This is a genomic window from Pseudoalteromonas sp. 2CM39R, assembly GCF_023161845.1.
This window is the reverse complement of sequence record NZ_JALNTM010000015.1, coordinates 139523-151871: the sequence shown is the minus strand read 5'-3', so window position 1 is coordinate 151871 and position 12349 is coordinate 139523. Positions and strand designations below refer to the sequence as shown.

Annotated in this window: 11 protein-coding genes; 5 read left to right on the top strand and 6 right to left on the bottom strand. The window is 41.9% G+C overall.

Going from position 1 to position 12349, the window contains the following annotated elements; all coding sequences use genetic code 11:
• Positions 1-11 precede the first annotated feature (11 nt).
• Positions 12-2258, bottom strand: coding sequence for an LPS assembly protein LptD (gene lptD / locus MTF66_RS27705; RefSeq protein ID WP_248529283.1), 2247 nt, complete (start codon positions 2256-2258; stop codon positions 12-14).
• A 103-nt stretch (positions 2259-2361) separates the two neighbouring features.
• Between lptD and MTF66_RS27700 the strand changes: the two genes are divergently transcribed.
• From MTF66_RS27700 to djlA, 3 genes are read left to right on the top strand one after another with little or no spacing between them, the layout of a single operon-like run.
• Positions 2362-3363 carry an aminoglycoside phosphotransferase family protein gene (locus MTF66_RS27700; protein ID WP_248529282.1) on the top strand — a complete coding sequence of 334 codons (1002 nt, stop codon included), beginning with the start codon at positions 2362-2364 and terminating at the stop codon, positions 3361-3363.
• On the top strand, positions 3360-4016 hold the full coding sequence (murU, locus tag MTF66_RS27695; RefSeq protein WP_248529281.1) for an N-acetylmuramate alpha-1-phosphate uridylyltransferase MurU: 657 nt from the start codon (positions 3360-3362) through the stop codon (positions 4014-4016). Before MTF66_RS27700 ends, murU begins: the two co-directional genes overlap by 4 nt.
• Positions 4017-4039: 23 nt before the next feature.
• Complete coding sequence (gene djlA, locus MTF66_RS27690) at positions 4040-4912, top strand: co-chaperone DjlA (protein WP_248529280.1); 873 nt, start codon at positions 4040-4042, stop codon at positions 4910-4912.
• On the opposite strand, the gene MTF66_RS27685 is transcribed toward djlA, so the two are convergent.
• Together MTF66_RS27685 and rluA are read right to left on the bottom strand one after the other, a co-directional pair.
• The gene (locus MTF66_RS27685; RefSeq protein ID WP_248529279.1) at positions 4895-5830 is read right to left on the bottom strand and encodes a DUF3530 family protein; all 936 of its coding nucleotides are present in this window, start codon (positions 5828-5830) and stop codon (positions 4895-4897) included. The two genes, djlA and MTF66_RS27685, sit on opposite strands and share 18 nt — an antisense overlap.
• Positions 5831-5910: 80 nt before the next feature.
• Positions 5911-6564 carry a bifunctional tRNA pseudouridine(32) synthase/23S rRNA pseudouridine(746) synthase RluA gene (rluA, locus tag MTF66_RS27680; protein ID WP_248529278.1) on the bottom strand — a complete coding sequence of 218 codons (654 nt, stop codon included), beginning with the start codon at positions 6562-6564 and terminating at the stop codon, positions 5911-5913.
• A 133-nt stretch (positions 6565-6697) separates the two neighbouring features.
• On the opposite strand from rluA, the gene MTF66_RS27675 reads away from it, so the two are divergent.
• Positions 6698-6928 carry a hypothetical protein gene (locus MTF66_RS27675; protein WP_248529277.1) on the top strand — a complete coding sequence of 77 codons (231 nt, stop codon included), beginning with the start codon at positions 6698-6700 and terminating at the stop codon, positions 6926-6928.
• 25 nt (positions 6929-6953) lie between these two features.
• Here the strand turns inward: MTF66_RS27675 and nadS are convergent, their stop codons facing one another.
• From nadS to rapA, 3 genes are all read right to left on the bottom strand, one after another.
• Complete coding sequence (gene nadS, locus MTF66_RS27670; protein ID WP_248529276.1) at positions 6954-7238, bottom strand: NadS family protein; 285 nt, start codon at positions 7236-7238, stop codon at positions 6954-6956.
• Positions 7239-7240: 2 nt separating this feature from the next.
• Entirely contained in the window at positions 7241-7570 is a 330-nt protein-coding gene (locus MTF66_RS27665) for a type II toxin-antitoxin system RelE/ParE family toxin (protein WP_282454193.1), read from the bottom strand.
• Positions 7571-7698: 128 nt separating this feature from the next.
• Positions 7699-10593 carry an RNA polymerase-associated protein RapA gene (gene rapA, locus MTF66_RS27660; protein WP_248529275.1) on the bottom strand — a complete coding sequence of 965 codons (2895 nt, stop codon included), beginning with the start codon at positions 10591-10593 and terminating at the stop codon, positions 7699-7701.
• A 299-nt stretch (positions 10594-10892) separates the two neighbouring features.
• On the opposite strand from rapA, the gene MTF66_RS27655 reads away from it, so the two are divergent.
• A complete protein-coding gene (locus MTF66_RS27655) occupies positions 10893-12290 on the top strand; it encodes a PhoH family protein (protein WP_248529274.1) in 1398 nt (465 codons plus the stop codon).
• Positions 12291-12349: the final 59 nt, after the last annotated feature.

Genomic DNA, 12349 nt, shown 5'->3' with positions numbered 1-12349 from the left:
GTACTGCGGTACTAGTTATTAAGAAAATACGGTCTACGATAGCCAAAAATACCTTGTTGTAATAATTTTTGTGCATCATAACGGCTTTTACTTCCAAGCCCTTTTAATACGATATTGAAGCCAATACTGGTATCAAAGGTTGCTTGCTCTTGACCAATCGCCTGGTTCAAATCTGTTTCGATTTGACGACGGCCTGTGATTTGAAACGCCCAACAGCACGATTCATACTGAAGACCGCTGAAAACCTCAATGCTACGACCACTTTCTAAATCGCGGTGATAGCTGCCAACAAACTGCCAATCTTGCGATAGCGGAATGCTGGTAAATAGACCAACTTGCTCGATTGTATTGCCTGAGACATCATTTGCATAGCGATGGTTCAATTGCACGAGCTGTTTATCGTCACCTTTATAATCTAAGGTGATATTTGATTGAATAATTTCTTTACCATCAGTGTCGTATTGAATACCACCTGATAGATACCAGCGACGGTGCCAATGTAACATGGTTTGCGCTGCGAACAAGGCATTGTAGTTAGTATCAACATTAATACCTTGTGATGTAGGCTTTGCATCATCACTTAAATAGAAGATTTGGCCTGCGCTGAAATTAAATACTTCTTCGTTTTCATTGCTAAATAAGCGAGTAGTCGCACCTAACGTAAATTGGTTCGCAGTGGCAATACGGTCGATACTTGAGAAACGACGGTCTCTAAATAAACCAAAAAAGTCATCTTGTAATTTTGCCGTATCGTAAAGGCCAATATTTGATTGGTCTTTATTTGGCGTATACAAGTACTGAATTTGTGGCTCAAGAGTTTGAATACCATCTTTAAAGAAAAACGCGGTATCACGCTCAAAATTTAATTGGCTGTATAAACGCACTTTTGGCAGGGTGCGGGTGACTTTTTCGTCGTAGTCGGTCCCTGCTAAATCGCCATGCTGGTTATATTCAGTATGCAATACGCTGAACTCTGATAAAAATGACCATGCGTATTCTTGATAACCAAAGCTTGCTTTAGGTTCTATGTGAACACGGCTTGCTTCATCAATAACTGCGTCATCATTCGTGAAATAACTAAGCTCACCATCAAGGGTTAAATCAACGCCATAAAAATCATACGCATCAGTTTGCGAAAAACTAATTTGTGGCAGTGCCGCATATGATTCGCGGTGATCACCTAGTACTTCAAAACTCTGTAGTTTAATATTGGTGCGCCAAGTGTCACCTAAGTGGGTGAGTGAACCTGTACGGTATAACTGAGTGTCTGTGCGAGTCGCATAGCCAGAATTTAAATCGGTTAAGTAATTATCATCACTAACGTTAGTAATATCGATATTACCGCGCCAGTTTTCACCAAAGTAACTTTGCTGCTGCCAATGGAATAGATAACGCGAGTCAACATTTGGCTCTTCATCATCTTTATCTAGGTACTCAACGGCAATGAGACCGTTGTTTTGCTCTGTTAAATAACGAAACTCACCAATCATTTGTAAACCGCGCTTAGACATATAGCGAGGCGTAATGGTGGCGTCGTAATTTGGAGCAATATTCCAGTAATACGGAGTGATAGTTTCAATACCGTAGCGGCCTGAACTTGAGAATTTAGGTGTTAATAAACCTGATTTACGGCGATCATCTAACGGAAATGTAAAATAGGGGATATAAAGAACTGGCGTATCAAATACCCGTAATACGGTATTGTGAGTTTCGCCCCAGCCATCTTCACTTGATAAGTCAATTTCGTCAGCTTCAATTGCCCACACCGGTGTTTCGCCCGGGCAGGTAGTAAAGCTTGCGTTCATCAGGTTTAGGCCAGACTCGTTGACTGTTAGTTTTTCTGCGCCACCATGACCAAGTTGGTCGGTGAGCTTATAATCAGCACCAAGCAAGCTTAATTCAGAATTATTTAAATCCGCATTGAGCCCAGAACTATTAATTTGGCTTACTTTATCGCGATAAACGATAGGGCCGGTTGCATTAAGTAACCCACGTTGTTTGTCAATCAGTGCACTTTGTGCGGACAAATTCATCGTTAGGGTGTTAATATCTACATTACCGGTAAATTCTGCGCTTTGGGTACCCAATAGTTCAATATCATCGGATTTGATATCGATCATATTAAGTTCAAGGCCAGGGAGCGGTTGCCAAGCTCTGGTTTGCATTGAAATGCCACAAAAATTGTGTGTCAGTTCAGTTTCGGCGAACGATGGTGCGCTAAGTACGCTTAGCATCATTATGCCCCAGGTTTTGCTCATTTAATGACCTTAATGCTCTTTGGTTGGATATAAGCTAGACATAATAAAGGAAAACAATGGCAAATACAGTAATTGACTTAGTGAAAAATAGATATCTTACTAAATGAATCGTTATAAAAGTTTACAGCAGTTTTTAAATCCTCATTTTAAAGAGGATGAATATCAATTAGCCGCCATCACTGGGGATGCGAGTTTTCGCCGTTATTTCCGCGTAAATACAAGTGATCAGAGCTATATTGTTATGGACTCAGACCCAGATAAATTAGATAACACGCCTTATATAGAACTCAACAAAGTGTTTTCTCAGCATGGCTTTAAATTACCAAAAATTCTTCAAGCAGATGAAAAGCAAGGCTTCTTCTTACTAAGTGATTTAGGCAATACTCATTTGGCTGATTTACTGGGCGACGAAGACCGCACTTTACACTACAAACATCTAATAAAGTTAAGTGCACAATGGGCGCAAATCCCACCTGCCCAATACATGAAAGTATTTGATGGCGAGTTTTTACAGTTTGAGCTGAGTATTTTTAAAGATTGGTTAGTCGATAACTTTATTGGTGAGCAACTTTCTGTTGATGAGCAGCAAATGTGGCAACAGGCTTGTGAGTTATTAGTTAACAATGCGCTTGAACAACCAATTGTTACGGTGCACCGAGACTTCCATAGCCGTAATATTATGCGCACGGGGCAGCAATGGGCAATCATCGATTATCAAGATGCGGTGCAAGGGCCTGTGTGTTATGACCTTGTGTCGTTATTAAGGGATTGCTATTTCAAGTTACCAGAGCAAGAGCTCGACTATCTTTTACATTACGCTTATGACGAATTTAGCGAGCAACAGCTATTGCAAGACACCTCATTTGCGATGTTTAAGCGCTGGTTTGACTTAACAGGCGTGCAGCGTCATTTAAAAGCAGCAGGTATATTTTGCCGCTTAAAATTACGTGACGGTAAGTCTGGTTATTTGAATAATGTGCTGCCAACCCTTACATACATTAGTAATGTCAGTAAAGAATACCCAGAGTTAACAGCCCTTGGCCAGTGGATAGAGCAGACTATTATTCCACAGACTAAGCAGCGATTAACTAAAGAGTCTAAATGAAAGCAATGATCCTAGCGGCGGGGCGCGGTAAGCGCATGATGCCGCTAACAGAAGCGATGCCAAAGCCGATGCTAAAGATTAACGGCAAGCCATTATTAGAGCATCACATTAATAACTTACGCCAAGCAGGCATTACCGATATTGTCATTAACCTTGCCTGGCAAGGTGACAAAATAACAGAGTATTTCGGTAATGGTTCGCAGTTTGGTGTATCGATCACTTACAGCCAAGAGCAGGCTGGGGGGCTTGAAACCGCCGGGGGCATCATTCAAGCATTGCCGTTATTGGGTGAGCAATTTATTGTCATCAATGGTGATGTGTTTACTGATTATGATGTGACTTCGTTGATGCAGCTTCATCTGCAAGCAGGGGAGGCGCATATTGTCCTTGTTGAAAATCCTGCGCATAACCCTGATGGTGATTTTGCACTGAGTCATCTAAGCCCAGATAGTCAAAAGTATACTTTTTCCGGTATAAGTCGCTATCATGCTGATTTCTTTAAAGGTCTCAGCGCAGGTATTCGTCCACTTGGGCCCATTTTGCGAGAAAAGCTCAGTGAACATCACGTTTCGACTGAGCTTTATTTGGGGCAATGGGATGACATTGGCACACCTGCCAGACTCGACGAAATCAATCAACGTTTCGCTTTGTAATAACAACAGAGGTTTGCCAAATTATGTGGGGAAAAGTACTCGGTTTTTGTTTTGGCTTTATGTTTGGCAAATTTATAGGAGCCTTACTGGGCCTATACCTAGGCCATATGTTCGATCGCAGCTTAAAACAAGACTTTGATAAAGCAGGTGGTTTTTCTGGTTTGTTTAAAGGCGATGATATTAACGAGCGCCAAGCACTTTTCTTTTCTAGCTGTTTTGCGGTGATGGGGCATATCGCCAAATCGAATGGTCGCGTTAGTGAAACGCATATTCGTGCTGCAAGTTTGTTTATGGACGAAATGGGCTTATCGGGTGATGAGCGCAGAGAAGCACAAGATGCCTTTCGTAGTGGTAAAGAAACGGATTTTTCATTAAAAGAAACGGTTCATGACTTTAAAGAGCGCTTTGCTCGACGCCATGATTTATTGCAACTTTTCCTCGAAATACAAATTCAAATGGCCTTTTCTGATGGTCACCTTGCAGAGCAAGAAAAGCAGCTATTGCAAGAGGTGAGCAAGCAGTTAGGTATTTCGCGTACTCAGTTCGCATTTTTATTAAAACGCTACCAAGCCGAATTTGCATTTCGTCAGCAACAACAGCGTTTTTATGAACAACAACGCCAACAAAGCCAGCAAAACCGCAGCAGTCATAGTGAACAAAGAGGGCACAGTGTGCCACCGAATAATGGTATGAATCGCGCTCAAGCGTTGGCTCTTTTAGGCTTAAACAATGATGCTTCAGCGAGAGATATTAAAGTAGCCTATCGAAAGCTCATGGCTCAGCATCACCCCGATAAGCTGGTATCGCAAGGTTTACCAAAACATATGATGGAAGTTGCGGTAAAGAAAAGCCAAGATATTCAAGCGGCTTATGAGTATTTAAAAAAGGCGGCGTAAAAAGCCGTCTATTTCTTTGAGCAGTCGCTGGTGCTGCTCAGGCTCTGAAGGCACACCAAATAACTCTCTTTGACGGTAGTCATATTTAGCGTGTTTTCTTACCCAACGTTTTCTGTCTTTTACACTTTGCAGGGTGTCAGGGTTACCCTCACTATAAAAAATATCCAGTAAGGGTGGGCTGATAGTTGAAAGCGTCGCATTGAGATGCTGGTTACGAACACTGTTAGGTAAATAACTACCTAGGCTAATAAAAGCGTTTAGTTCGTTATTTGGAAAGCTAGCATAATGCTCAATCAATAACCCCGCACTGGCACCTTGTGCCACCACAATAATATTGCCGCCTTCATCCATTGCACTGTTATACAAGGCATTGAATCTGGCAATTAGCTTTAGTTTGTAATCATCAAGCACAGCTTCACTGATATTAGGCTCACCCGTAACAAAATGCGGCGCTTGTTGCGTTTCGGCTGGTGTAGCAGGAGCTTCTTGCTCATCGCCTTGTTCATTACTTTGTATTGTTGACTCAGGTTCAGAGCTTTCAGGTGGCTCGGGCGTTGTCATATCGACAGGGTGCCAATCAATGTCAGGCATGGTCATGGCAAGGGTTGCATAGCCAATTTCGTTTAACTGCTTGCGCAAAAAGTTAATACCAGCATTATTAGTGGGTAAGTGCTGCCAATCAGGAATGATTAGCACAATTCCGCGTTGACTGGCTGCCATCGATTGACGATATAAGCTAATGAACTCATCTTCACCGGCAAGCAGGGTACGTACTTCATCGCTTGGTAAAAAGCGTTGAATATCGTTAGTGACCAAACTTGACCAAGGGGTGGGTTTAATAAAGTCGGCAGCATTCACATTGCCCATGAACGCAAAACAGGCTGCGTAAAGTAAGCGATGTGCGGGTTTTAAATTCATGCCGATATTACCTGAGTCTTTAATTAAATCAGTTATTGATTAACTATCGGCAGTATTTAGTAAATATTTAGCGAATTGTCTTAAAACTCAGGAGCGGCTTCAAAAATCAATGTTTCACCGCTGGCTGGGTGAGCTAAGGTTAGCATTTCGGCATGCAGTTGTAAGCGAGGAGCCATGGCGAATGCCTCGGGGTGAGCATACAGCTTATCGCCTAAAATAGGGTGACCCAATGACAGCATATGCACACGTAGTTGGTGAGAACGCCCAGTAATAGGGGTCAGCTCGACGCGAGTTGCATTCTGTTCATATTCAAGCACTTTAAAATGGGTTAATGACGGTTTGCCATTATCGTGATCAACCATTTGCTTTGGTCGGTTCGGCCAATCACAAATAAGGGGTAAATCTACCGATCCTGTTTCTTGCTCAAGCTTACCAAATACGCGAGCAATGTAGCGTTTTGCAGTTTTTCTATCTTGAAACTGAATGCTTAAATTACGATGCGCTTCTTTGTGCAGAGCTAAACAAATAATGCCAGAGGTAGCCATATCAAGGCGATGAACAATTTTTGCTGTTGGAAAAACGCGATTAATGCGAGCAATAAGGCAGTCAGCGTGTTTTGGATCTTTTCCCGGCACAGTAAGTAAACCACTTGGTTTATTCACAATAAGCAAGTCATCGTCTTGATAAACAATACTTAAATAAGGTGTCATTGGGGGATTATAATTGAGTAACACAGCCAGCCTCGATGATATGCAAGGGCGCTATTTTAAAGGAGTATGAGCGCATACACAATGCCAGAGCTGGTTTTCGAGTAGCAGCTAAGATACAGTAAATTCAGCTATGGAGTTTAAATAGAAGGACAAGTGAATGTTTCGCCTTGGTTTAATTCGCAGTAAACCTTGTACACGTTGTGGCTTAGAAGTTAATGATCTTGAGCCAGAGTGTCCGCATTGTAAAGGCTTTTCAGACCTACAAGCAGTATATTTAAAGCAGGCTTACAAAGACGATTTAATACTAAGAAATAAAAGCTTAGCTAAGTTATTTTGCAAGCTAGCGGTATTGGCCGTAATTATTACCCTTGTGGTGTTTTTTGTATAAACATTAGTCATGGCTTTGCTGTTAGCTAATGAGCCGCAATTTCAAAATAGATGTTAGGGTTATCTTGAATCGTAGCCAGCACTTTTGCTGCTAACCCAGTTGGGTTTCTTCGTTTAGTTTCCCAACTTTTTATGGTGTCTGTACTGGTCCCAAGTGCTTTAGCGAATTCAGCTTGAGAAACGTTCAGTTTCATACGTATAGCTTTTACATCGGCGATATCGAATTGAGTACTACGTGCAGGAGCGACTTTTTGTTTTTCAATTTCAACAGCTTCTTGTAAAGAAGCTTTCAACTCATCAAATAAGCTCATGATTATTCACCTTTTAGTTTAATAACTAACTCTTTAAGCTGTGCCTTTTCAGACTTACTAAGAGTAGTTTTAGTTGCTTTATGATATGCCAAAACAAAGTAAATACGTTCTAAATGAGCAACAAAATAAATAACTCGGGTACTACCGCTTTTACCTTTGTGACCCGTTGCCATTCGTACTTTTCTAAGCCCGCCAGTCTCTTTTATTAGCTCTCCTTTCAGAGGGTTGGCTATTATTTCAACTTGCAAACTTCGTAACTCATCGTCAGTGGCAATTTGCTTTATTTGCCTAGTGAAGATGGAGGTTTCTATAAATTCAATTGCATGTGTCATAGCATTAATTCCATTTAATCTATGTTGTGTACAGTGTACACCTTGTTTCGGTAAGGTCAATGTGAGGGTAATAAAAAACGCGATGTGAAAGCACATCGCGTTTGTAGTTTGAGTTTAGCGCTTCAACGTTAGTGTGAAACGACAATTAAACGAATTGCATCCAGTTTAATTTGGGCTTTTTCGATGTAAGTCGTGAGTTCGCTACGCTGTTTATCAAAGAAGCTAAGCTCTTCATCACGAATATTCGGGTTGATCTGCTTAAGTGCCGTTAAACGAGCTTGCTCTTCACCAAGGGCAGTTTGCATTTTCTCTAGTGATTCAGCACGCAGTGCTTCTAGCTTGGTTTGTGCCATGCCTTGTGCGCTGGTGATCATTGGGTGAATGGCACTTTGTAGCGCGCTTGCTAATTTACTTGCCGTTTGGCGACCAACCGCAGACAACTGCTGATTGAAAGCATCAAAAGCAACATTATCAGCCAGATTGTTACTGCCCTTATCTAACAAGATACGAATAGGCGTTGGTGGCAAGAAGCGGCCAACCTGAAGTGCTTTAGGCGCCATCGCTTCAGCAATGAAAATAAGCTCAACAAAGAAGGTACCAGCAGGTAGCTTTTTGTTTTTCAGTAACGCCACAGAGGCAGTACCAAAGTCATCATCACAAATCATGTCTAAGCTGCCTTGCACCATAGGGTGGTCCCAGCTGATGAAATGGGCGTCTTCTTGCGAAAGCGAGGTGCTGCGATCAAACGTTACTGTGATGCCATCATCTTTTAAGCATGGGAAAGATGGATTTAGCATGTGCTCAGTTGGTTTCAAGATAATGGTATTTTCACCTTTATCTTCTTGGCTTACCCCAAAGGTGTCGAACACATTGATCATATAGCTTGGCAGCGTGAATTGATCGTCTAACTCTTCGATATCAGCTACAAGGCTTTCTGCTCGACCTTGGCCACTTGAGTGCAGCTCTAGTAAGCGGTCACGACCACTTTCCATTTGCTTACGAAGCTTAGCATTTTGACCTGCCACTTGTTCTAGTAGTGGGTCTAGCTCTTCTTCGTCGCAATTGTGTGCACCAATAAACTCAAGCAATTCTTCGCCATACTCTTTATACAGCATTTGCCCTGTTGTCGAGGTTGTTTCAAACGCATCTAAGCCTTCGTTGTACCAACGAAGTAACACTTCTTGTGCGGTGTTTTCAAAATACGGCACATGAATGTTTACATCTTGAGTTTGACCAATACGGTCAAGACGACCAATGCGTTGCTCAAGTAAGTCTGGATTAAGTGGTAAATCAAACAATACTAAGTGATGCGAGAATTGGAAGTTACGACCTTCAGAACCAATTTCAGAACAAAGTAGAATTTGCGCGCTGTCGTACTCGTCGGCAAAGTAAGCTGCTGCACGGTCACGTTCAACAATCGACATGCCTTCATGGAAAACAGAGGCTTTAATTGCTTCACGCTCACGTAAAATCTGTTCTAGGCTAAGTGCGGTTTCGGCTTTAGCACAGATAAGCAGTACTTTTTCGTGTTTAAGGTTTTTTAAGGTTTCGATTAACCAATCAACACGTGGGTCAAATGCGCCCCAGCTGGCATTTTCACCTTCAAACTCTTGGAAGATCTTTTCAGGGAATAGAGCGCGAAGTGCCGTTAATTCAGCATTTTGAATGCCGCCCATGTTACCCAGTACCGACATCGCTGTTTTGTATTGTTTAGGCATTGCCATAGGGTATGCATGAAGCTTACGGCTTGGGTAACCATCAATACCGCTGCGGCTATTTCTAAATAAAATACGACCCGTACCATGGCGGTCCAGCAGCATTGATAAAATTTCGTTGCGCGCCGCTTCATCACCTTGCTCCGCTTTCGCTAAAATGTCAGTGATGTCGGTTTCTTTCAATAGCTCTTTTAATGTTGCACGAGATGCATCATCAAGGCCTTGTTCCCCCAGTAATTGATTAGCAGCTTCAGCAACCTCTTTGTAATTGCTTTCTTCTTCAACAAACGCATCGTAGTCGTAGAAACGATCTGGGTCGAGTAATTGCAAGCGGGCAAAGTGACTGCGGTGACCAAGTTGATCTGGCGTTGCAGTTAATAAGATAAGGCCCGGAATGTCTTGGCTTAACTCTGCCATGCGTTGGTATTCAGTGCTTGGCTTACCATTATTGATACTTAAATGGTGCGCTTCATCAACAACCAATAAATCCCAATCAGCCAGAGTTGCTTGCTCAAACCAGCGTTTTTTCTTGCTTAAGAACTCAAGGCTAGTAAGTACTAACTGTTCTGTTTCGAATACGTTTGGAGAGTCTGCGAATGCTTCATCACAACGTTCTTCATCAAAGATTGAAAAACGTAAGTTAAAGCGGCGTAGCATTTCTACTAACCACTGATGCTGTAAGTTTTCAGGCACAACAATCAATACGCGGCTAGCACGGCCACTGATGATTTGTTGATGTAAAATCATACCTGCTTCAATGGTTTTACCTAAACCCACTTCATCAGAAAGTAATACGCGTGGTGCAAAACGTTTACCCACTTCTTGTGCAATATAAAGCTGATGCGGAATAAGGTTTGCACGCTGACCAATTAAACCTTTTAAAGGCGATTGTTGGCGCTCAAACTGGTGCTGCCAAGTTTGGTAGCGCAGCGTATAGCGATCAAAACGGTCCACTTGACCTGCAAATAAACGGTCTTGTGGTTTATTGAATTTGATAAAGTGATCTAAAAAGGTTTCTTTTAACTGCGCTTTTTCACCATTATCAACGCGAATGCCGTGATAGCATAGTAACTCGCCTTGCTCTTCAACAGACTCGACTTCTAATTCCCACTCTTCAACGCTGCGAATAATATCACCTGGATTAAATGCGACACGAGTAACAGGTGCTTCTGTTAAAGAATAAACTCTGTTTTCTCCACTGGCTGGAAATAAAATGCTGACCTGACGGCCTTCAAGGGCAACAACGGTGCCTAATCCTAAATCTGACTCAGTATCACTGATCCAACGCTGACCTAAGGAAAAATTCATGTATGTCTCGTCTATGAAGAAAAAAGGCGGCTATGTTACCTGTAACGCCATGCTACTTCAAGGCAGTAAACTCGCCGCACACAATTAAATTTAGTCAACCTTTTTAAGCCATTATTAATGGTAAAAATTGTATGTATTTTAACCAGTTAAATAATTGTATATTTGTTTGTCATAAAAAGGACTTTTGTCGTAAATAGACTAAACTGAGTATATACCTGACGAATAAACCATAGCTTCATCCGCCGCTTGTTTAGTTTATTGGGTATAGCATAAAAATCATAAAACGTAAGGAAAGTGCTATGGAAAAAGCTTCGAACCTTGATAGTAAAATGTATGTGCTCGATACCAATGTATTACTCCACGAACCCCTCGCTTATTTATCTTTCCAAGAACATGATGTTGTTATCCCCATGACAGTATTAGAAGAGCTCGACCACATTAAAGATAGGAAACGTGATGTTAGCCGTGACGCCCGTGTTGCTATTCGTGGTTTAGATGAAGTGTTAAAGGACGCTTCGCCAGAGCAAATGTTGCAGGGGGTCGCGCTTCCTAGTAACAAAAAGGCTAAATCAGAATCTCGTGGCCGCTTAATTATCGTTAATGACCATTTATTTGCAGACAGTATTTCGGGGTTGCCAGGCAACGAAAACGACCACCGCATCATCAATTGTGCTGTTCATTTACAGAAGCAACACAGCGATAGCAAGGTGGTGCTTGTCACTAAAGACATCAATATGCGCCTCAAAGCGAAAGGGGCAGGCCTTAAATTTGTTGAAGACTACAGAACAGACCAATTAATTGACGACATAGCGTTGCTTACTAGCGGCTATAAAAAAATTGAAGGTGATTTTTGGCAACAGGTTGGAGAATGCGAAACAGAGCAGCAAGGCCGAGATACCTATCATCATGTTGCAAAAAGCACGATTAGCGATGTGTTCTGTAATGAATATATTTTAGATGAAAGCGACCACTTTGCGGCTCGAGTAACAGGCTACGATGATAAACAAATTACTTTAAAGGATATCAGTGTCGAGCGCTTGATGAGCCATACCGCTTGGGGCGTTAAGCCAAAAAATGTTTATCAAGGGATGGCACTAGATGCGCTACTTGACCCAAGTATTGAATTGGTGATTTTAACTGGTCCCGCTGGCTGTGGTAAAACCTTACTTGCTCTTGCTAGTGCCCTCGAAATGATTATTGAAAAAGGCATTTACGATAAAGTGATTGTCACTCGTAACACCCCAGAGATTGCAGAGTCGATAGGCTTTTTACCTGGCACTGAAGAAGAGAAAATGGCGCCGTGGTTAGCTGCTATTACCGATACCTTAGAAGTGCTGCATAAAGGGGATGAAAATCCAATTTCGAGTCGTAATTACATTATGGAAAAAGCCAATGTACAGTTTAAATCGGTAAACTTTATGCGTGGCCGTAGTATTCAAAACGCGGTTGTTATTTTGGATGAAAGTCAAAACTTAACCGCTTCACAGCTGAAAACCATTATTACTCGTTGCGGTGAAGGCACTAAACTCATTTGCTCAGGTAACTTGGCGCAAATTGATAGTAATTATCTCACGCCAGTTACCTCAGGCTTAACCTATATTGTTGAACGTTTTAAAGATTTTCAGGGCAGTGCTACCGTTAATTTAAACGGTGTGGTACGTAGTCGCTTAGCCAGCTTTGCTGAAGAAAATTTATAACTTGCCAGTACTGCTATGCCTCGTTAACCTAGCTGTTATCGAGGTAAGGTACTTATAAG

What these genes read in the sequence shown, in the direction of transcription:
- lptD (WP_248529283.1), bottom strand. Translation starts at nt 2,258, where the DNA reads ATGAGCAAAACCTGGGGCATAATGATGCTAAGCGTACTTAGCGCACCA.
- MTF66_RS27700 (WP_248529282.1), top strand. Translation starts at nt 2,362, where the DNA reads ATGAATCGTTATAAAAGTTTACAGCAGTTTTTAAATCCTCATTTTAAA.
- murU (WP_248529281.1), top strand. Translation starts at nt 3,360, where the DNA reads ATGAAAGCAATGATCCTAGCGGCGGGGCGCGGTAAGCGCATGATGCCG.
- djlA (WP_248529280.1), top strand. Translation starts at nt 4,040, where the DNA reads ATGTGGGGAAAAGTACTCGGTTTTTGTTTTGGCTTTATGTTTGGCAAA.
- MTF66_RS27685 (WP_248529279.1), bottom strand. Translation starts at nt 5,830, where the DNA reads ATGAATTTAAAACCCGCACATCGCTTACTTTACGCAGCCTGTTTTGCG.
- MTF66_RS27675 (WP_248529277.1), top strand. Translation starts at nt 6,698, where the DNA reads ATGTTTCGCCTTGGTTTAATTCGCAGTAAACCTTGTACACGTTGTGGC.
- nadS (WP_248529276.1), bottom strand. Translation starts at nt 7,238, where the DNA reads ATGAGCTTATTTGATGAGTTGAAAGCTTCTTTACAAGAAGCTGTTGAA.
- MTF66_RS27665 (WP_282454193.1), bottom strand. Translation starts at nt 7,570, where the DNA reads ATGACACATGCAATTGAATTTATAGAAACCTCCATCTTCACTAGGCAA.
- rapA (WP_248529275.1), bottom strand. Translation starts at nt 10,593, where the DNA reads ATGAATTTTTCCTTAGGTCAGCGTTGGATCAGTGATACTGAGTCAGAT.
- MTF66_RS27655 (WP_248529274.1), top strand. Translation starts at nt 10,893, where the DNA reads ATGGAAAAAGCTTCGAACCTTGATAGTAAAATGTATGTGCTCGATACC.